We start from the raw sequence: 20,259 nt of genomic DNA on the forward strand, positions 1-20,259 counted from the left end.
ACCGATCTCCGGTGAGCGTGCTCAGCTCGGCACGCGCACCCAGGCATCTTCGAGAAGGGCAACCACATCGGTCTCACGGCGGGCCCGGTAGGCGGACAAAATCCGACGAGGACGGGTTTCCGCGCCCAGGCCCAGGGCGGTCGCGAACGCCTCGTTCATTCGGTCCTCGGGCACCACCTCGGGAGTCGTGTGACCGACCAGAGCGAGCGCCTTGCGCAACGGCTCGGCGTTGTCGGCGACCGTGCGCAGCGGCAGCACGTCGAAATGGCCGTCGGCGCGGAAATCGAGGAAGAGTTCCCCGTCCGCATCCACCCCGAGGTCCTCGAGGAATCTGCGGATCGACCCGAGTTGCGGGGCGAGCCCGGACCAGCGCAGCGTCTGTCCTCCCAAGCGCGAAGTGAGAACGATCTCGCTCCCCGGATCGCACCCGACGATCGCGGCAACCGCCGACGGCACAGCACACTCGGCACCGCGCACGTGGTCGCGCGTGACCGGAATGCGCAGGCGCCATCCGTCGTCGAGCCGGTAGAGCCGCCGGGTTCGCTCGGGTTTCGACATCGGCACGTGGGCACGCGGCCGTCGTCGCACGCGACCGTCGACCACCTCGAATTCGCCCCCGGCAGCGAAGGTGCGGGCCGAACCGCCGGAGATCCCGAACCGCTCCACCAGCGCGGTCTCGACGACGTCGGCCGGAGCGCTGCCGTGTCGATCGTCTACGAGGCGCGCGATGCGGTTGCGGATCGCGGTCACCACATCGGTGTCCCACTCCACGAGTGACCACCGGTCGTCGGCGACCACAAAACGCTCGTCGTCGGCCAGTTCTGCGACGAGGGTGTGCACGTCGGCGTTTACGCCCATGCGGGCGACGAGTTCGTCGGCGGTGTGCGGATCGCCCAGCACTTCGAGTACCTGGGCGGCGCGGCCGGCGAGGTCGTCCTGCGGCGCGAGGAGTCTGCCCTCGAACATCGGGGTTCCGCAGTACTCCGTCCACGCGGCGAACTCGTCCGACGGCAGCGTCCAGGTGGCCTGCACGGCGGCGGGTTCGACGACTCCGTTGCCGGATTCGAACTCCGCGAGCAGGGCGCGGGTCTGCTTCTCCGCGTCGGGCAGATCGGGAACCGCCACCCAGCCGTCGGCCACCTCGAACCGGTCGTCGAGGCGGTGCAATACCTGCCACAGTGGCGCGTCGAGCGCCGGTACCGGACGCGTGAGGACCGGAAAGTCGCGAAGGATCCGATCGAACGCGGCGACCGGCCGCACCCGCACGCGCAACGCCGCGAGCAGATCACCGACCACCGTGCCGAACGGGAACGTCGACGGAGCAGCCGGGTCGTCGACGCCGTCCCGGACCCGTCGTCGCAGCGCCTGGCGTTCCGGTTCGGGCAGCGCCTCGATGTAGTCGCCGAGCTCGGCAATGGGGTCGCCCGGCGCGGCGATCGGGAGATCGAGGGCAGTCAGCGCACGGATTCGCGCTGCCACGGTCCGGACCTCCTCGGGCGCTCCCTCGCCGAGTTCCACACGCAGCAAGGGGCTGTCGTGTTCGCCGCTGAGCATGCGCCAGCGCGCCAGCTGCGCGAGGTCCTCGAGGAGCAGGTCGAGCGCCGGTACATCTGTCACCGAACCCGCAGGCATCTCGGAGGTCCCGGGCGCGGAGGCAGCGGAGTCCGAGTCGCGCAGCACCGTCGCGACGAGTACCGCGCACACGATCTCGTCGACGGTGTCGCGGTCGGAACCACGCACCGCGAACAGGTCCGCCGGACTGCGGCTGAACAACTCGGCTGTGGTGGGCGCGTGCGGAAGACGCGCGATCACCGTCGCCGCGGCGGCATCGAGGTCGAGCGCGGCAACCGGCATCTCCACCTCGCGACGCAACGCATCCGCGAAGCGCAGGTCCGGGTGATCGGTGACGTAGATCCGGGCCAGCTCCGCGCACATCTCGGGGATGCCCGCCTCGTGCGCGGTGTCGGCCGGCGACTGGGCCTCCCACCACCGGGTGGTGGGAGCGAGCGCCGAGAGCGCGACGGTACGCGCCGACCCGTAACGATCGAGCCAGGGCATCAGCTCACTCCACGGCCGGTCCTCGAGTTCCTCGACCGACAATGCCCGCGACCACAGCGACACGACCTGTTGCTCCTCTTCCACGACCGAGGGGACGGCCGCGGACCCCGTTTCCGCGACCGACGCCCTGATCAGGACACCCGGCCGCCAAGCATACATTTCGGCCCGTCGACCGACCTTCCGCCGCAGCGTGCACGCTCAGCGGGACAAGTCCGCATCACGTCGCCGTCGCATCACGTTCGGTCTCGCTCTGAGCTTCCGCCCGCAACCGCAGCAACACCAGGCCCGATACCGAAGCCACGATGAGCGAGCCCACCGCGCCGTGGACATGGAGGGCGTACACGGCGACGCCGGCTCCCACCAGACCGATGAGCAGCGCAAACCAGAGCAGCGCTTTCCCTACGAACACACCCATTTCCCCGTACCTTCCGGCAAGTCTCCATCCGATCCGAAGGATAGTGTCACGTGTCACAGATCCTTCACCGGGCACGCGGTGTGTCCACGAATCGTGCTCGTCTTGCCGCGCGACCATACTGGGTCCGACGAGAACGATGCGCGAGAGGGTGGAGGCACGAGGTTGACCGATCCGAAGACCGGCAACGATCCTCAGGCGGACGTAGCGATCCTGCGGGACGTGACGCTGCGTGACGGCCTGCAGCTCACCGGGAAGATGCTGTCCACCGAACGCAAGGTCGAGGTGGTGCGGGCCCTGCTCGCCGCAGGAGTACCGGAACTGGAGATCGGGTCGCTCGCTCGACCCGATCTCGTGCCTCCGATGGCCAACACCCTCGAACTGGTGTCGGCACTCACCCCGGAAGAACTCGATCGGTGCTGGGTGTGGGTCGCGACACCGCGGCACGTGGAGAAGGCGATCGCGGCAGGCGTACGCCACTTCCAGTACTGCTTCTCGGTGTCGGACGCTCACAACCGTGCCAACATCGGCCGCGACACCGACGCGAGTCTCGAGGCGATGCCGGCTGCTGTGGAACAGGCACACGCCGTGGGGGGCAGCATCCAACTGTGTCTCGCCACAGCGTTCACCTGCCCGTTCGACGGTCCCGTCGACCCCGACCGGGTGCTGGAGATCGCGAACGACCCGCGTACCGACGGCGCGGCCGACATCGTCCTCGCCGACACCCTGGGTCAGGCGGTCCCCGGTCAAGTGTCGGCGCTGGTGACTCGGGTGCGCACGGAATCACCGCAGCGGCGCATCGTCTACCACGGCCACGACACCTGGGGCCTCGGTGTCGCGAACAGTCTCGCAGCGGTCGCGGCCGGCGCGAGCGTGGTCGACGGCGCGCTCGCAGGACTCGGCGGTTGCCCGTTCGCGCCGGGAGCAAGCGGCAACACCGCCAGCGAAGACCTGCTGTTCGCGACACGTCCGTCGTGGCTGACTCCGGCCGGTTTCGGTGCGCTCGTGTCCCTCGGCGAGGACCTCGTCACCGAACTGGGCGAACCGAACCGCTCCCGGGCGCGCCAAGGCGCACGCTCCGACGCGCAGGCCTTCGAGTGGGTGCTGCGGTGACGGCGCAAGGTCCGGCGACCGATCGGCGGGTGCCGTGCGGATTCTGATCGCACCCGACAGTTTCAAGGGCACGTACGGCGCGGCCGACGTTGCCGAGGCCGTCGCCACCGGCGCCGAGTCCGCAGGACATCACGCGACACGCATGCCCGTCGCCGACGGTGGTGAAGGCACCCTCGACGCACTGCTCGGCCCGCTCGGTCTCGAGCACGTCGAAGCCGACGCGGTGAATCCGTGGCGGGTGCCGTGCCGGGCTGTCTTCGGCATCGGCGCGGACGGCACCGCCGTCGTCGAACTCGCCGCGGCGAGCGGCATCACCACGCCGCACGACGGCCCGCGAGATGCGGTCACGGCGGATACATACGGCACCGGGATGCTCATGGCCGCAGCGGCGCAGCGCGGTGCCCGGCACATCGTCGTGGCGGCAGGCGGATCCGCGACCACCGACGGTGGCCTCGGCGCCATCGCCGCGATCGACGACGCCGGCGGCCTCGGTGGCGCGCGAGTGACGGTCCTGACGGACGTCACGACCCGGTACACCGATGCGGCGCGGGTGTTCGGACCGCAGAAGGGCGCCGATCCCGCGACGGTCGAGGCCCTGACCCGGCGTCTCGAGGACACTGCCCTGTCTCTCCCGCGCGACCCGCGTGAGGTCACCGGAACCGGTGCCGCGGGCGGGTTTTCCGGTGGCATGTGGGCACGGTTCGGTGCGGAACTGCGCTCCGGTGCCGACTTCGTGCTCGACTCCGTCGGTTTCGACGCCGCGGTGCGCGAGGCGGACCTGGTGGTCGTGGGCGAAGGCAGACTCGACGGGCAGTCGCGTGCGGGCAAGATCGTCTCCGCGATTCTCGCGCGCTGTGACGGCGTGCCCGTGGTCGCGGTCGTGGGCTCGGTCGGCGACGATCTCGGCGACTATCGGACCCGCTTCACAGATGTCGTGGTCGCGTCGGACACCGACGCGATGATCCGGGCGGGTGCGGGACTGCGCCTCTGACACGGCTTTCGGCGTCAGGGCGCGACGGGGCGCTCCGGTGCGCACGGATCCGGCTCTGCGGGTACCGCACCGTCGGGACCGATGATGCCGGGGCCGGTGGTACCGGAGCCGCGATCCGCTCCGGAGGGACCGGGCAGGTCGGGATCGGACGCCCGGGCGGGCCACGACACCGGCCGTGCGGCTTCGCACGGGTCCGGCGGCACCGCGACAGGCGTTTCCGGAACCGGCACCGCCACCGATGCCGATTCCTGTGCGGGTGCAGAGGGTGACACCGACGTGCCCGGATCATCCGGCGTGGAGCCGTTCGTCTGCGCGATCCCGCCCACGGCAACGGCGAGGCCACCACCGAGAATCGCGACCAGTGCGACGAGAGCGGCCAGCAGTGCCGCTCCCCCGCCCCGGCCCGGCGCAGCCGCGGCAGCGGCCACCGGTTCGGTCCGTTTCGCCGCGACGAGCGACGCACCGGTCGCGCGATGCCAGGGCACGCCGTGCGGAGTGACGAACGGGACACCCAGGATCGTTGCCAGTTCCCTCGCCGGACCGGCGTCGCCGGGCTGGAGGTCGAGGAACACCAGGGCTTGCGGCGTCCGTCCCGCGCGGGCGATCGCTTCGTCCATCGCCTCCGGCAGCGACTCGGAGTACCCGCCGAACACGTCACCGGACGGGGAGACCGACGCGAGCACGGCACGCGACCCCGCGTCGACGATCGACGCGGATTCGACGCCTCCGGTGCGGGTGTGGACAGCGAGCACCGGGGTCGAGGAGAGTTCCGGAGCACCCGCGAGGTACGCCAGGCGCGCGTCGTCGAGGTCGACGACCTGGACGGCGCTGTCGGTGACAGCCCCGATCGCGTCGGCGATGTCCCGGGTCTCGTCGCCGCCGCCGGGCGTCACCGTCAGCCCGATCGCCTGGATCGCCAACGAGGCCGTCGCGGCCCGCTCCGTCATGGCGACGACGGCTCTCGCCGCGGTGTCCGCAGCGGCCGCACCGCGTTCCGGAACCAGCCGCTGGGAGTCGAACGGTCCGAGCGAGGGCACGTCGGCGTCGACGAGTACCGCGCACACCTCACCGTCGTCCACGGCAATGCCGAGCATCGGGCGCATATCCTGTCCCCTCGCCGACTCGCAGGTTTCAGCACGGAAAGCACGAGCGTAGCCGACGGCCCGGAGACAACCGGGGACAACTCGCCACCGGGGTCACTGTCGGTAGCAGCCGGTGGTGAGGGCGACCGTCGACGCGACGTAGCTCCCGAACGTGATGTACGAACCGTCCGCGGCGAACATCCGGAACGCGAATCCCACATCCGGCGGCATGACGAGCGGTTCGTGGAATCCCGAACGCGCCGCGACCTTCTCGACGACGGCGGCGGCCCGGCTCAGCGCGTCGGCGGGCACCGGTACCTCGGATCCGTAGATAGGCAGATGCACGAGCGTGCCGACAGCGCCGTCGGGCAGCGTGCACGCGGTCGACGTTCGCGAGAACCGCGGCGTGAAGTGCAGGTCCGGAAACTCTGCGGACAGCGCGGTGAGGACGGTGCGCTGCACGCCGGTGTAGAACTCGACAGCACCTCGGCTGGTCGATGCCACCGGTTCCGGCTTCGCGACGGGCACCGGACGTGGACCGCAGGCGGGTAGGGCAACGAGAACAGCGAGCAGTACCGCCGCTCCGGTCCCGGCGCGCCTCATGCCGCACCTCGTCCCGCGGCGCCGGAGACGACCGCGGCGACCTGGTAGGAACTCGTCGAACCGGGCTGGAGATAGGAACTGTGCCCGGTAATCGCCGTGAGTGGTTCTCCGGTGGCCGACGTGCCCGCGCCCGACGGCAGGTGCCTCAGCCCGTCGAGGAAGCTCGGGTCGCCGCCGAACGTTCCCACGTCGGCGAACGCATCCCACCTGGCTTCCACCAGATAAGCTGCGCCCTCGGACAATCCGAGATCGCGAACGTCGTCCGTGCCGATTCCCGGCGCGCCCAGAAACACCGCGGCGTCGGCGTCGGCGCCCTGCTGGAGTGCGAGACCCGCGACGACGGCGCCGTAGGAATGCCCCACCACGGTGATATCGGGGGCGTCGGCCCTCGATGCCCCGAGACCGTCCAGGAAACCCGACAGGCGTGGTGCCGCGATCTGCGCCGCGAGATCGGAGACGGGGCTGCGCTCGGTGTACGCCAGTCCCCAACCCCATTGCGGCGCCTGATAGTTCAGCCACGTGACGGCGGCGACCCTGCCACCGCTCTCCGCGGCGTCGCCGAGGTGCTGACGCGCCTCGTCGCGCAACGCCGAGACCTGCGTGTCGTACCCGCCGAGACTGCCCTGGAGCGTGGAGCCGGCGCCCGGCACGAACACGGCCACACGGTCGGCCTCGTCGACATCGCCGACCGCGACCGCCGCCATCGCCTCCCGACCTGTCAGATCGAGGGCGAGGAGATGCCGGTCGTCTCGTGCCAGCACCTCGTCGAGCGCATCGAGCGCCGCGAGTTTCTTGGCCGTCTGCTCGAGTCCGGCGTCCGCGTCGATGAACAGGCCACCGAACACGGTGCCGCCGAGTTCGGTCTGCAACTGCGCCGCGACCCCTTCGAGTCGCCGGCGTTCGATGCCGAGCAGCGCGCGGTTGGCGGCATCGCGCGCGCCGGCCGGAATTCCGTCCAGTGCTCCGATCAGCGCGGGATGCCCGGAAAGCAGGGCGGTGCGGTCGCGCTCGTCCAGCCCGGCCCACCAGCGCGCGACCACGTCGGGCGGTGTACCCGGCGCGGGAGGCCTGGGCAGGTCGGGAAGCTCCGTGCGGGTGCCACCGAACCGCAAGGACGTGACCTGCTCGGCGGGGCCGGGCTCGTCGAGTTCGCGCGAGAGCATCCACGCCGCCTCGCGGTCGAGTTCCGCGGCGCGCGCGAGCATCGCCGCGACCCGAGCCTGGATCCCGGCACGGACGGCAGTGGCCGGCGACGCGCCCGGCGCCGGATGCACGGTGCCGTCGTCGGCGACCACGACACCGTTCGCGGCGGCGTCGGACCGTATCGCCTCGAGTTCGGCGCGGAGCGCCCGCAGTCTCGGTGCGACCAGGAGCGCGCAGTCGCGCACCCGGCGAAGCGAATCCGACTGGGCCGCAAGCGCCGCGGCGCACATCGCGAAATGCCGACCGGCAGCGTCGTGCGCGTCACCGCGCCATCGGCCTTCACAACGCGTCCGCATGGTCACCGCCTCGCGCACGTGCTCCACACCGGCGGCACACCGCCCCAGGCCGGCCTCGAAGTCGCTCAGCGCGTCCGGATCCCACCGGATCAGATCGTGCATCCTCATGATCTCCACCCCCTGCCGCGGCAGCGTAGGGGCAGAAATGCGGCCGGCCCGGCGGAGTGTCTCCGCCAGGCCGGCCGCTGTGGATGAAAGGGAAGACTGTGGATCGTCTCCCCGTCAGAGGTCCGAGATCGCCTCCAGCGGAGGTGTCTTGGCGGCACGATTGCCGGGCCACAACGCGGCCAGCACGCCGATCACACCGGACGCCACCAGCATCCCCACGACCTGCGACCACGGCACCGAGATGATGTCGAGTCCCTGGTCGGCGAGAGTCCGTACGAACGCCCAGCCGAAGGACAAGCCGAGGATCACCCCGACGATCGCACCGAACACCGCGATCAGCAGGGACTCGAGATAGATGGTGCGTCGCACCTGGGCGCGTTGCATCCCCACCGCACGCAGCATGCCGATCTCACGTCGCCGTTCGACCACCGAGAGCGCCAGTGTGTTGACGATGCCGAGGATCGCGATGACCACAGCGAGAGCGAGCAACCCGTACAGGATGGCGAGCAGCATGTCGATCTGCTGTGCCTGCTCACCCTTGAACTGCTCACGGTCGAGAACCTGGACGATCACGTATTCCTTGGTGGCGGCCTCGAGACCGGACCGCACGGCACTCGGGTCCGCCCCGTCCGCGACGTTCATCAGCACGACGATCGCCGACCGGGTTGCCGGGGGCGTGAACTGCTCGTAGATCTGCTGCGACATCACCCAGGGGCCGATGATCTGGCTGTCGGTGTAGACACCGGCCACGGTCGCGTCCACGGTGTCGCCGTCACGGCTCGTGACCGGGACCGTCGAGCCGACCGTCCAGCCCTTCTCACTCGCGGTGCTCTGGTTCACGAGCATTTCGTTGCCCGTGGCCTCCGGCTCGCCTTCCACCATCTGCAGATCGATCACGTCGTCGAGCACGCCCGTCACCGCCGTGCCGAAACCGTCCTCTCCGTCGAGATTCGCCCGCACGCCGTGGACCGGCACCACTTCAACCACACCCTCGACCCCTTTCGCCGCGTCGGCGGCCGGGAGCGGCACTCCGAACATCTGCGGTCCGGTGAGCATGAAGTCGGCTTGGACTCCGTTGTCGACGGCAGCGTCCACACTGGCCTTCGCCGACGAACCGAAGACACCGATCACGGACACGAGCATCAGGCCCAGAGTGAGTGCGAATGCGGTGGCTGCGGTGCGGCGCGGGTTGCGGGTCGCGTTGGTGCGCGCCAGCCGGCCGACGGCGCCGAACGGGCGCGCGAACACCGCACCGAGAGCACCCACGACGGGCCGCGACAGCGCCGGTGCGGCGAGCATGACCGCGACGACGAGCAGAAACGCTCCACCGCCGACGGCGGAGGCCGCACCTCCACCGGTGCCCTGCGCACCGAACACGACGAGCACGACACCCACGACGGCCGCGACAATGCCCGCGATCGTCCGCACCCGCAGGCCTTCGACGGTCCCGGTGGACTCCTCCCGCATCGCGGCGACGGGCGGCACCCGCGTCGCGCGGCGTGCCGGGGCATAGGCACTGACTGCGGTGACGACGATTCCGACGATCAGGGCCACGACGACCGTGCGCGGCGCCAGTTGCAGCGGACCGGACGGCAACCCGAGGTCCGCGGCGTTCAGTGCGGCACGCAGGCCGTAGGCGAGGGCAACACCCGCGGCGATACCGATGATGCTGCCGATCAGTCCGACGACGAGCGCCTCGAGCGTGACGGAGCGGCCGACCTGTTTCCGGCTCGCGCCGATGGCTCGGAGCAGCGCGAGTTCGCGGAGTCGCTGCGCGACGATCATCGAGAACGTGTTGTAGATGATGAACGTTCCTACCAGCAACGCGATGCCACCGAACGCGAGCAGGAAGTAGTTGAGGAAGTTCAGCGCTTCCGAGACCTGGGACTTCGTCTCTTCGGTGACCTCCGCCCCGGTCTGCACCTTCATGCCCGGCACAGCCGCCGCGATCTCGTCCCGCAGTTCCTCCGGGGACAGGGAGCCGTCGCCCGCGATGTTGAGGTATCCGACGTGCCGGCCATCGGTGAACAGCGTCGACGCCTGCGATTCGGTGAACATCGCCCCGATGTAGCCGCCGGTGTCGGTCTCGAGGTTGTAGATGCCACTCACCGTCACGGGGACCATGCCCTGCGCGATCGAGAGGATCGAGGTCTGGTCTCCGACTTCGAGGCCACCGCGCTCGGCGGCGCTGGCGTTGAGCGCGATCTGGCCGTCTTCGGCGGGTGGGGTGCCCTCGATGAATTCCTGTGACTCGCCGACGAATTCCTCGGGCGGGAAGTAGGCGTACCCCTCCACCGGGGCGCCCCCGGTCTGGATCGCGGCACCGTCGGAGCCGAGAAGGACGAGCGCACCGCCGATGTACGGGGTGGTTCGGTCGACGGCGGGAAGCGCCTCGACCGTCGCGATATCCTCCACCGGCACGCCGCTCGAACCGGATTCCTCGGCACTGACGCGAACGTCGACGCCCTGCGCGACGTCGCCGAAGATGCCGTCGAACGTGCGCTGCAGCGTGTCGGTGAAGACGAACGAACCGGTGATGAACGCCGTGCCGAGCACGACGGACAGCACGGTCAGCGCAAGCCTCACCTTGTGGGCGGCAAGGTTGCGCAATGCCACCTTGCGGATGGGATTTCCACTCATGCTCGGATCGCTCCTACTTCGCCAGAGGTGACATGGCGGCGGGATCGAACTGCTTCATGCGATCCAGGACCGAGTCGGCGGTGGGGTCGCGCATCTCGTCGACGACCCTGCCGTCGGAGAGGAACACAACGCGGTCGGCGTATCCCGCGGCACGCGGGTCGTGCGTGACGATCACGACCGTCTGCCCGAACTCGTCCACCGAGGCGCGCAGGATGGACATCACCTCTCCGGACGAACGCGAGTCGAGGTTGCCGGTCGGCTCGTCACCGAAGATGATCTCCGGGCGGCCTGCAAGCGCACGGGCACACGCGACGCGCTGCTGCTGACCACCGGACAGCTCACCCGGGCGGTGGCCGAGACGGTCACCGAGACCGAGTCGCCCGATGACGGTGTCGAGCCACTCCTGGTCGACTTTCCGTCCGGCGATGTCGACGGGCAGCGTGATGTTCTCGAGCGCGGTGAGCGTCGGGACGAGGTTGAACGCCTGGAAGACGAAGCCGACGCGGTCGCGCCGCAACTGCGTCATTTCCTTGTCGGACAGGCTCGTGAGATCGGTGTCGCCGATGAACACCTGCCCGGAGGTCGCGCTGTCGAGACCGGCGAGGCAATGCATCAACGTCGACTTGCCCGATCCGGACGGGCCCATGATGGCGGTGAATTCGCCGGTGGCAAATTCCACCGTCACACCGTCGAGTGCGTGAACGGCGGTTTCGCCGGTTCCGTAGATTTTCTTGAGATCCTGGGATCGGGCTGCGGGAGCCGAGTTCGATGGCATGAAACCATCTTCCTCGGCCGGACCCTCTTGCACCATCGGGGAGGACCCTGATCCCTGTTTCAGGGATTCTGCGGGTGCACCGCCTACCTGCACCGCCTATCTGCGTCGGCAGCGGATCAAGCCCAGCGTGCCTGCCCACCGTCGAGCGGAACCGTCGCACCGGTCAGGTAACGGGCGTCGTCGCTGACGATCCACGCGACCGCCCGGCCGATGTCTTCCTCGCAGTCGCCGATACGCCGCAGCGGGATGGTCGCGACGAACTCCGCGGCTTCCTCGGGGCGGTTCTCCGTCCACCACGCCAATCCCGGGGACATGGCGTGGGGCGCCACGGCGTTGACGCGGATACCGTCGACACCCCATTCGGATGCGGCGGCCCGGGTCAGCGATCTGAGCGCCTCCTTGACCGAGGCGTACCCGCCGTACCCGGACATGTCCCAGCGCACGGCCGCAGAACTGACCATGTTGACGATCGAGCCCCCACCACGCGCCTTCATCAGGGGATACACCGTCTGCATCGCGTGCAGGGCCGCCACCGGCCCGGTGCGGTAGGCCTTCTCCATCAGCTTCGCGGTCAGGTCGAGAACGGGTCCGAGCGGGTTGAGACTCGCATTGTTGACGAGGATGTCGACGCCCCCGAACAGCTCGGCTGTCCGCTCCACCGCGGCGGTGATCTGATCGAGGTCGGCGATGTCGCATCGGAGGGGCTCGGCTGTGCCGCCCACCTCCCGGATCTGCCGGACCGTGTCGTCGAGCTTGCTCTCGGTGCGGCCGGTCACCGCAATGGCGGCACCCTCGCGGGCCAGAGCCAGCGCGACGCCCTGTCCGATTCCCTGCCCGGCACCGGTGATCAGCGCGACCTTGCCGTCCAGCTTCCCCATGAAGTCTCCCCTGTCGTCGGTCGACCGAATCAAGCAGATCCCGCGACCGCGCGCGGCATTGCCGTCCCAGTGACCGGGAAGCTCCCCTACCCTGGTTCCATGCGGATAGGCGCGCACGTCCGTCAGGACGACGACCCCATCGGGCAGGGTGAGCGGCTCGGCGCCGATCTGGTGCAGCTGTTCCTCTCGGACCCGCAGAAATGGGACACCCCGGGTGAGCACCCGCGGAAGGATCAGATTCTCGCCTCGGACATCGACGTGGTCGTGCATTCGCCGTACGTCGTGAACGTCGCGAGTCTCAACAACCGGTTGCGGATGCCCTCCCGCAAGGCCGTCGCCGAGCATGCCGAGGCCGCGTCGCGAATCGGGGCTCTCGGCCTGGTGGTCCACGGTGGCCATGTGCGCGACGGCGAGAATGTCGCGGCCGGTGTCGAGAACTGGCGGAAGCTGTTCGAACGCCAGGAGGACAAGGGCGGCTTCCCGGTGCCGATCCTGGTCGAGAACACCGCGGGCGGTGATTTCGCGATGGCCCGGTACATCGACGCGATCGGCAGGCTGTGGGATGCCATCGGCGATTACGGCGCCGGTTTCTGTCTCGACACCTGCCATGCTTGGGCGGCGGGCGAGGATCTCGTCGACGTTGTCGATCGTGTCAAAGCCGTGACCGGCCGCATCGACCTGGTGCATCTCAACAATTCGAGAGACGAATTCGATTCGGCGCGCGACCGGCACGCGAACCTCGCCGACGGCACCATCGATCCGCAGTTGCTCGCCGAGATCGCCGTCGCGGCCGGTGCGCCCGTCGTCCTGGAGACGCCCGGCGCCGGTATCGCCGAAGACATCACGTATCTGCGCAAGCACACCGCGTAGGGCTCGGGAGGTGTCAGCCGGCCGGCAGGTCGCCGGTGAGGTAGCGCTGCAGCGTCGGAGCGACGATCTCCACGATCTGCTCCGACGGCAGCGACGCGAGCGGTTCGAAGGCGAGGATGTACCGCACGAGCATGATCCCCGTCATCTGCGTCGCCACGAGTTCCGCCCGAAGCCGTCCCGTTCCGACGGGGTGGTCGATCCGGACGAGCAGCGGCTCGAGCGCGACCTCGAGCAGCAGGGTCCGGATCAGACTGCCCTCGCCGCCCGCAATCTCCGAGCGGAACATCGCGACAGCGGCGTCGCGGTGCTCGGAGTCCCACAGTCCGATGACAGCGGTGGCGAGAGCGTGTCCGATGTCCTCGACGGGCGATGCGTACACCGGCGCAAGGACGTCGTGCGGATCGACGGGCAGTGCGATCGACGCGATGAACAGATCGACCTTGGAGCCGAAGTAGTGATGCACGAGGGCCGGGTCGACATCCGCTCTCACCGCGACCGCACGAATCGTGGTCTTGTCGAACCCGTTGGCAGCGAAGAGTTCCCGCGCGGCGTCGAGGATGGTCTCACGCGCGCCGGACGTTCCCGGCCGCCGTCCCGACCGCGGGCTCACTGTGTGCGACGACGGAGGGTGGCCGCCCCGAGTGCCAACGCCACCGCGACGAAGCCCACGACGACGAGAAGGTCGCGGATCATCAGGCCCGTGGTGCCAGGATGGTTGGCGACCTGCTGCAACGCTTCGACCGCGTAACTGAGCGGAAGGACGTTGCTGATCCAGCGGAGCCAGTCCGGGAGATCCTCACGCGCGACGAGCAGGCCGCACAGCAGGAACTGCGGGATCACGAGCACCGGCATGAATTGCACAGCCTGGAACTCGGTGCGGGCGAAGGCGCTGCACAACAATCCGAGCGAGACCCCGAGAACTGCCACCAGGATCGCGATCACGAGAACCCACGCGACCGCTCCCTCGGCGGCTACACCGAGCAGGCCGAAGGCTACGGCGCACGCAAGTCCCGCTTGCACCACCGCAGCCGACGAGAACGCGCTGGCGTATCCGGCGAGCAGGTCAAGTTTCGCCAGGGGTGTGGCGAGAATCCGCTCCAGAGTTCCGGAGACCCGTTCGCGTTGCATCGCAATGGACGTGACGAGAAACATGACCACGAACGGCAGTATCCCGAGCATGACGATCGCGATGCGGTCGAACAGGGTCCGGCCGTCGGGGCCGGCCGGGGTGTTCTGGTAGATGAAATACAGCAGGATCATCAGAAGAGTCGGCACCAGGGCGATCATCACGACTGTGCGGTGATCCGCCTTCAACTGCCGCAGGATTCGTTCGGTGGTGGCCGCATACGCAACCGGATTCATGACGGTGCCTCCGTCCTCGTGCGGATCAACCGAAGAAACGCGTCCTCGAGGCGGGTTTCCCCGGTTTGGTCGCGCAATTGCGCAGGGGTGAGTTGGCCGACGAGTCGGCCTTCACGCATCAACAGCAGGTCGTCGCAGCGGTCGGCCTCATCCATCACATGACTGGACACGAGCACGGTGACCCCACGTCGGGCAAGTGAGCGGAAGTGTTCCCACAGTTCAACTCTCAGCAGCGGATCGAGCCCAACGGTCGGCTCGTCGAGCACCAGGAGTTCAGGATCACCGACAAGCGCGCACGCGAGTGACACGCGTCCGAGTTGCCCACCGGACAGTGCGTCGGCGCGCGTGCGCGCGTGACTGGTGAGCCCCACTGCGTCGATGGTGGCCCCTACCGTGGCGCGAGGTCTGCCGTAGAGGGACGCGAAGTAGGAGACGTTCTCGGTGACGGTGAGGTCCTGGTAGACGCTCGCCGCTTGCGTGACGTATCCGACCCGACGGCGCAGTTCGGCGGTCCCGGCGGGGAGATCGAGCACGGTCACGGTGCCGGATTCGACGATCTGGCTGCCCACGATCGAGCGCATCAGCGTGGTCTTTCCGCATCCCGACGGGCCGAGCAACCCGGTGATCGATCCGCGCGAGACCTGAAGGGAGACGTCGTCGAGGGCGAGATGGGAACCGCGGCGAACGCGAAGATCGTGCACATCGACGGCGAGGGAGTTCGATGGAGTATTCATCGCTACTCAATTCATCGAGCGTTGAAATATGCGTAACGCCCACTGTCCGCCGTGACGTGATCGACGTCAAGCCCTCCGAGCGCCTTCCCGGATTCCTGAGTTGCGCGCCGTACCATGTGCCCCATGCTTCGCACCCGTATCGGCCTCGCCGTCTCTGCCGCCGCGTTGGTTCTCGCGGGTTGCTCCGCTTCCGACAGCGATCCGGCACCCTCGCCGGCCGTGTCGGTGAACACGCCGACCACGCAAGCGCCGGAGCCGGACTCCTCGAATGCCCCCACCGATGCGGCCGACAAGGTCTCCCCCGCGGGTGTGGGAGCGAAGCTCACGGTCACGGACATCCGGACCGGAGTGCACGAGGGCTTCGACCGCGTGGTGTACGAACTCGACGGCGAGGGCACACCGGGCTGGCGGGTCGGCTACGTGGCCGAAGCCGTCCAGGACGGGAGCGGCAACGAGGTCACCGTCGCCGGTGATGCCGTCCTGCAGGTCCTGATCGACGGATCCGCCTACCCGTTCGACAGCGGTGTCGAGCCGTACGCGGGGCCCGATCCCGTCCTCGCCGCGCCGGGCGGTTCGGTGGTCGAGGTCAGCGGCTCCGGCGTCTTCGAAGGCGTCACCCAGTCGTTCATCGGCGTCTCCGAGACCGGCACCCCGTTCGTGGTCTATTCGCTCGCCGACCCCGCCCGTGTGGTGATCGACGTCGCCCGCTGAGGCGAAGAGAGCAAAAGCGGTTGGGTCTCGGACCGCCCGTAACCCTAGGCTTGACCTCTACCGCACTCGAGGTTTTACCGTCGGGTGCGAGCTGAGGAGGCCCCCGTCCATGAGCATGGAAATCACCGCGTGGAACGCGATGTACAACGCGATGCACGCAGAGAGCGATCGACGCCCGTTCTCGCGGGCCACGCTGAAGCGGATCGCCGCGTTCGCCGGTCCGCACCGGCGGAACATCACCATCTATCTCCTCCTGAGCGTCTCGATCGCCGCGCTCGGCGTCGCGACACCGGTCCTCGCCGGCCGCGTGGTCGATGCGATCGTCGACAACGCCGCGGTGTCGGTGGTGGTGTGGCTCGCCGTGATCATCGCAGCGATCGCTCTCGTCGAGGCCGGACTCGGGATCGCCAATCGGTGGTTGTCCGCGAGCATCGGTGAGGATCTCATCCTGGATCTGCGCACCACGGTGTTCGACCACGTGCAACGCATGCCCGTCGCGTTCTTCACCCGTACGCGCACCGGCGCACTCGTCTCTCGCCTGAACAACGACGTGATCGGCGCGCAGCGCGCCTTCAGCGACACGCTGTCGGGGGTGGTCGGCAACCTGGTCACCCTCGTCATCACGCTCGTCGTGATGCTGGGAATCTCATGGCAGATCACCCTGCTCGCACTGTTGCTGCTCCCCATCTTCATCGTGCCCGCGCGCCATATGGGGACCCGGCTCGCGCAACTGAGCCGGGAAGCGGCTAACCACAACTCGGTCATGAACACCCAGATGACCGAACGGTTCTCGGCGCCCGGTGCCACGTTGATCAAGCTGTTCGGCCGGCCGTCCCAGGAATCCACGGAGTTTGCCGTCCGCGCGCGCCGGGTGCGCAACATCGGCGTGCGCACCGCGATGCTCCAGAGCGTCTTCGTCACCGCCCTGACCCTGGTGTCCGCGCTCGCACTCGCAATCGTCTACGGGCTCGGCGGCTTCTACGCGCTGCGCGACCAACTGGACCCCGGGTCGGTGGTCGCGATGGCCATGCTGCTCACCCGCCTCTACGCCCCGCTCACGGCGTTGGCCAGCGCCCGTATGGATGTGATGAGCGCGATGGTGAGCTTCGAGCGGGTCTTCGAGATTCTCGATCTCGAACCTCTCATCAAGCAGTCCCCCGACGCCCGCGACGTGCCGAAGGGACCGGTCTCGGTGGAGTTCCGCGACGTGAGCTTCGCGTATCCCTCTGCCGACAAGGTGTCGCTCGCGTCGCTCGAGGAAGTCGCGGTGCTCGATTCCCGCGGCGGTGAGACCGTGCTGCACGATCTGTCGTTCCGGGTGGAACCGGGCCACATGGTTGCACTCGTCGGATCGTCCGGTGCCGGCAAATCCACCGTTGCACAATTGATTCCGCGCCTCTACGACGTAGACTCCGGGTCCGTGTCGCTGGGCGGAGTCGACGTGCGCGACCTCAGCACCGATTCGATCCGCAGCACCGTGGGACTCGTGACCCAGGACGGACATCTGTTCCACGACAGTGTGCGAGCGAATCTGCTCCTCGCCCGGCCCGACGCCACCGAAGACGAACTGTTCGACGCGCTGCGCCGTGCGCGACTCTCCGACCTGATCCGGTCACTGCCCAACGGACTCGACACCGTCGTGGGCGAACGGGGCTACCGCCTGTCCGGCGGCGAACGCCAGCGGCTCACCATTGCGCGTCTGCTGCTCGCTCACCCCCAGGTCGTGATCCTCGACGAGGCCACCGCGCACCTGGACTCGACGTCCGAAGCCGCCGTGCAGGAGGCACTCACCGAAGCACTCGCGGGACGGACGTCGGTGGTCATCGCGCACAGACTGTCCACCATCCGGGCCGCCGACCAGATCCTGGTGGTCGAGGACGGCCGAATCGTCGAGCGCGGTACCCACGCCGAACTCCTCGCGGCCGGCGGGCGCTACGAAGAACTCCACCGAACCCAGTTCGCCGATTCAGGACCGAAGTCGTCCGCATTGGTCCCCACACTGGGGTCATGACTACGAACGAATCGGAACTGATCCTCTCGCTGCTCGACAACCAGTACTCGGCGCTCCGCAATGCGGTGTCCGACCTGACCGAAGAACAGGCACGTTCTGTACCGAGCGCGTCGTCGCTCAGCCTCGCGTCACTGGCCAACCATCTCGTGCAAGGGCATGCCGCTGCCGCCGACCGGATCGCGGGCACGGTGAACCCGGACCGCGATCCCGTCGAGGATTGGCAGTCCGCGTGGCTGGTCGACGACGCCGACAGCGCGGCCGACCGGCTCGCACGACTCGACGCCGTCGCCGACCAGTTCGCCGCGGTGCTGCGTGCCGAACCCGACCTCGATCGCGTCGTCGACCTGCCGGCGGATATCGCCAAGTGGCTGGTACACGACGGCCCACTCACCGTCCGGTTTCTTGCTCTGCACCAGATCGAGGAGTGGGCTCGTCATGCCGGTCATGCCGACGTCATTCGTGAATCGATCGACGGCGCGACCGCCGGTACGCTCAGCGGCGCGACGTGGTGACCTGACGGTCAGTCGCGGGCACGGAATCCGCCGCCGCTCTGCTCGCGACGGTCGCCGCGATCCTTGCGGTGGGTGAAGTCTCCGCTGCCGCGGCGGTCTCCTCCACCGGTTCGACGGTCGCCTCCGCGGTCGTCGCGGCCACGGTAGTTGTTGCTCGGGCGACCTCCGGGTGCACCCGAATCGGGCTGCAACTGGATGAGCACACCCGAGATGCGGGTTGCCCGCAGCGCGTCGAGCGTCTGCGCAGGCAGATCCTTGGGGAGTTCCACCAGGCTGTGGTCGGCGCGGATGCTGATGTGCCCGAAGTCGCCGCGGCGGAGGCCACCCTCGTTGGCGATGGCACCGACGATCGCTCCCGGCTGCACGCGGTGCCGCTTGCCCACCGAAATCCGGTAGGTAGCCATCTCCTGGCCGTCGCGACCGACCTTCGGTCCGTCGTCGAATCGACGCGCGGGACGCTCGCGCGGCTCGCGTTCACGGCGCGGAGCTGCGACGGGCTCGGGCTCGTTCTCCAGGAGGAACGACTCGCCGTCCCGCGACATCAGGGCCAGAGCGGCCGCGATGTCCGCGAGCGGTACGTCGTGCTCGCGCTCGTAATCCTCGATGAAGGTGCGGAACAACTGGAGGTTCTCGGACGTGAGCGCCTCGGTGATCGCGTCGTAGAACTTCGACACACGCTGCGCGTTGACATCGTCGATGCTCGGCAACTGCATTTCGGCGACCGGCTGGCGGGTAGCCCGCTCGATCGACTTGAGGAGATGCCGTTCACGCGGGGTCACGAACAGCAGCGCGTCGCCGGTGCGTCCGGCGCGGCCGGTACGGCCGATGCGGTGCACGTACGACTCGGTGTCGTGCGGGATGTCGTAGTTGACCACGTGGCTGATGCGGTCGACGTCGAGGCCACGTGCCGCGACGTCGGTCGCCACGAGGATGTCGAGGGCACCGCTCTTGAGCTGTCCGATGGTGCGCTCACGCTGCGCCTGCACGATGTCGCCGTTGATCGCGGCGGCGGAGAACCCACGGGCGCGCAGCTTCTCTGCCAGATCCTCGGTGGCCTGCTTCGTGCGGACGAAGATGATCATGGCCTCGAACGACTCGACCTCGAGGATCCGGGTGAGGGCGTCGAGCTTGCGCTGATGGGACACCGACACCCAGCGCTGGGTGGTGTTCGCAGATGTCGTCGTCTTCGACTTGACGGTGATTTCCTGCGGGTCCTTCAGGTACTTCTTCGACAGACGGCGGATCGCGCCCGGCATGGTCGCCGAGAACAACGCGACCTGCTTGGTCTCCGGGGTGTCGGCGAGGATCCGCTCGACGTCTTCCTGGAAGCCCATCGTCAGCATCTCGTCGGCCTCGTCGAGGACGAGGTATTCGAGTTCCGAGATGTCGAGGGTGCCCTTGGCAAGGTGATCGATCACACGTCCGGGGGTACCGACGATGACCTGTGCGCCGCGGCGCAATCCTGCCAGCTGAACGCCGTAGGCCTGGCCGCCGTAGATGGGCAGCACATGCAGCCCGGGGATGTGTGTGGAGTACTTGCCGAAAGCTTCCGCGACCTGCAGTGCAAGCTCGCGGGTCGGCGCAAGGACCAGCGCCTGCGGCCGCTTCTTCGTGGTGTCGATCCGCGAGAGGATCGGCACCGCGAATGCGGCAGTCTTGCCGGTGCCGGTCTGAGCGAGACCGACGACGTCCCGTCCCTCCAGCAGTGGTGGTATGGTCGCCGCCTGAATCGGCGACGGGGTCTCGTAACCCACGTCCGAAAGGGCCTGCAGCACACGGGGGTCGATGTCGAGATCGGCAAACGTGATAGCTGCGGTCTCCTGGTTGGGGGCGTCTTCTATTTCACTCATTTGACCAGCAGTTTATCGGATCGATGCGGCTTGCCGCGCCACACCCCGGC

At 68.5% G+C, this 20,259-nt stretch carries 18 protein-coding genes; 6 read left to right on the forward strand and 12 right to left on the reverse strand.

Annotation, left to right across the window (positions count from 1 at the left end; genetic code table 11):
- Nucleotides 1-21: 21 nt before the first annotated feature.
- On the reverse strand, nucleotides 22-2,217 hold the full coding sequence (locus ACFWU2_RS07050; RefSeq protein WP_378603054.1) for a hypothetical protein: 2,196 nt from the start codon (nucleotides 2,215-2,217) through the stop codon (nucleotides 22-24).
- 58 nt (nucleotides 2,218-2,275) lie between these two features.
- Nucleotides 2,276-2,473: a hypothetical protein gene (locus tag ACFWU2_RS07055; RefSeq protein ID WP_378603057.1), complete on the reverse strand. Its 198-nt coding sequence runs from the start codon at nucleotides 2,471-2,473 to the stop codon at nucleotides 2,276-2,278.
- Nucleotides 2,474-2,635: 162 nt separating this feature from the next.
- Here ACFWU2_RS07055 and ACFWU2_RS07060 point away from each other — a divergent pair, with 162 nt between their 5' ends.
- Both ACFWU2_RS07060 and ACFWU2_RS07065 read left to right on the forward strand, forming a co-directional pair.
- Complete coding sequence (locus tag ACFWU2_RS07060; protein WP_378603060.1) at nucleotides 2,636-3,583, forward strand: hydroxymethylglutaryl-CoA lyase; 948 nt, start codon at nucleotides 2,636-2,638, stop codon at nucleotides 3,581-3,583.
- Nucleotides 3,584-3,617: 34 nt separating this feature from the next.
- The gene (locus tag ACFWU2_RS07065; RefSeq protein ID WP_378603063.1) at nucleotides 3,618-4,574 is read left to right on the forward strand and encodes a glycerate kinase; all 957 of its coding nucleotides are present in this window, start codon (nucleotides 3,618-3,620) and stop codon (nucleotides 4,572-4,574) included.
- 14 nt (nucleotides 4,575-4,588) lie between these two features.
- Here the strand turns inward: ACFWU2_RS07065 and ACFWU2_RS07070 are convergent, their stop codons facing one another.
- From ACFWU2_RS07070 to ACFWU2_RS07095, 6 genes are all read right to left on the reverse strand, one after another.
- Nucleotides 4,589-5,668, reverse strand: coding sequence for a hypothetical protein (locus tag ACFWU2_RS07070; RefSeq protein ID WP_378603066.1), 1,080 nt, complete (start codon nucleotides 5,666-5,668; stop codon nucleotides 4,589-4,591).
- Nucleotides 5,669-5,770: 102 nt separating this feature from the next.
- Nucleotides 5,771-6,259, reverse strand: coding sequence for an LppA family lipoprotein (locus ACFWU2_RS07075; RefSeq protein ID WP_378603069.1), 489 nt, complete (start codon nucleotides 6,257-6,259; stop codon nucleotides 5,771-5,773).
- Entirely contained in the window at nucleotides 6,256-7,866 is a 1,611-nt protein-coding gene (locus ACFWU2_RS07080) for an alpha/beta hydrolase (protein ID WP_378603072.1), read from the reverse strand. The genes ACFWU2_RS07075 and ACFWU2_RS07080 overlap by 4 nt, the downstream gene beginning before the upstream one ends.
- A 114-nt stretch (nucleotides 7,867-7,980) precedes the next feature.
- The gene (locus ACFWU2_RS07085) at nucleotides 7,981-10,506 is read right to left on the reverse strand and encodes an ABC transporter permease (protein ID WP_378603075.1); all 2,526 of its coding nucleotides are present in this window, start codon (nucleotides 10,504-10,506) and stop codon (nucleotides 7,981-7,983) included.
- A 13-nt stretch (nucleotides 10,507-10,519) separates the two neighbouring features.
- Nucleotides 10,520-11,281, reverse strand: coding sequence for an ABC transporter ATP-binding protein (locus ACFWU2_RS07090; RefSeq protein ID WP_378603078.1), 762 nt, complete (start codon nucleotides 11,279-11,281; stop codon nucleotides 10,520-10,522).
- Between the two features lie 116 nt (nucleotides 11,282-11,397).
- Nucleotides 11,398-12,159 (reverse strand): SDR family NAD(P)-dependent oxidoreductase, encoded by a 762-nt coding sequence (locus tag ACFWU2_RS07095; RefSeq protein WP_378603081.1) that lies wholly within the window; start codon nucleotides 12,157-12,159, stop codon nucleotides 11,398-11,400.
- A 99-nt stretch (nucleotides 12,160-12,258) separates the two neighbouring features.
- Here ACFWU2_RS07095 and ACFWU2_RS07100 point away from each other — a divergent pair, with 99 nt between their 5' ends.
- Nucleotides 12,259-13,029, forward strand: coding sequence for a deoxyribonuclease IV (locus ACFWU2_RS07100; RefSeq protein ID WP_378603084.1), 771 nt, complete (start codon nucleotides 12,259-12,261; stop codon nucleotides 13,027-13,029).
- Between the two features lie 13 nt (nucleotides 13,030-13,042).
- Here ACFWU2_RS07100 and ACFWU2_RS07105 read toward each other — a convergent pair whose 3' ends face one another.
- The 3 genes from ACFWU2_RS07105 to ACFWU2_RS07115 are packed head-to-tail and all read right to left on the reverse strand — an operon-like array spanning nucleotide 13,043 to nucleotide 15,125.
- The gene (locus ACFWU2_RS07105) at nucleotides 13,043-13,639 is read right to left on the reverse strand and encodes a TetR family transcriptional regulator (RefSeq protein ID WP_378603087.1); all 597 of its coding nucleotides are present in this window, start codon (nucleotides 13,637-13,639) and stop codon (nucleotides 13,043-13,045) included.
- The gene (locus ACFWU2_RS07110; RefSeq protein ID WP_378603090.1) at nucleotides 13,636-14,391 is read right to left on the reverse strand and encodes an ABC transporter permease; all 756 of its coding nucleotides are present in this window, start codon (nucleotides 14,389-14,391) and stop codon (nucleotides 13,636-13,638) included. Before ACFWU2_RS07110 ends, ACFWU2_RS07105 begins: the two co-directional genes overlap by 4 nt.
- The gene (locus tag ACFWU2_RS07115; protein ID WP_378603093.1) at nucleotides 14,388-15,125 is read right to left on the reverse strand and encodes an ABC transporter ATP-binding protein; all 738 of its coding nucleotides are present in this window, start codon (nucleotides 15,123-15,125) and stop codon (nucleotides 14,388-14,390) included. The genes ACFWU2_RS07110 and ACFWU2_RS07115 overlap by 4 nt, the downstream gene beginning before the upstream one ends.
- Nucleotides 15,126-15,248: 123 nt before the next feature.
- Between ACFWU2_RS07115 and ACFWU2_RS07120 the strand changes: the two genes are divergently transcribed.
- The 3 genes from ACFWU2_RS07120 to ACFWU2_RS07130 all read left to right on the forward strand — a co-directional run bounded on the left by ACFWU2_RS07120 (nucleotide 15,249) and on the right by ACFWU2_RS07130 (nucleotide 18,359).
- A complete protein-coding gene (locus ACFWU2_RS07120; protein ID WP_378603096.1) occupies nucleotides 15,249-15,836 on the forward strand; it encodes a hypothetical protein in 588 nt (195 codons plus the stop codon).
- Between the two features lie 109 nt (nucleotides 15,837-15,945).
- Nucleotides 15,946-17,847, forward strand: a complete 1,902-nt coding sequence (locus tag ACFWU2_RS07125) for an ABC transporter ATP-binding protein (protein ID WP_378603099.1) — start codon at nucleotides 15,946-15,948, stop codon at nucleotides 17,845-17,847.
- Nucleotides 17,844-18,359 (forward strand): DUF664 domain-containing protein, encoded by a 516-nt coding sequence (locus ACFWU2_RS07130; RefSeq protein ID WP_378603102.1) that lies wholly within the window; start codon nucleotides 17,844-17,846, stop codon nucleotides 18,357-18,359. The genes ACFWU2_RS07125 and ACFWU2_RS07130 overlap by 4 nt, the downstream gene beginning before the upstream one ends.
- 8 nt (nucleotides 18,360-18,367) lie before the next feature.
- On the opposite strand, the gene ACFWU2_RS07135 is transcribed toward ACFWU2_RS07130, so the two are convergent.
- Nucleotides 18,368-20,209 (reverse strand): DEAD/DEAH box helicase, encoded by a 1,842-nt coding sequence (locus tag ACFWU2_RS07135; RefSeq protein ID WP_378603105.1) that lies wholly within the window; start codon nucleotides 20,207-20,209, stop codon nucleotides 18,368-18,370.
- Nucleotides 20,210-20,259: the final 50 nt, after the last annotated feature.

The sequence above is a fragment of the Rhodococcus sp. NPDC058639 genome, assembly GCF_042717545.1.
Classification (GTDB): Bacteria; Actinomycetota; Actinomycetes; order Mycobacteriales; family Mycobacteriaceae; genus Rhodococcus.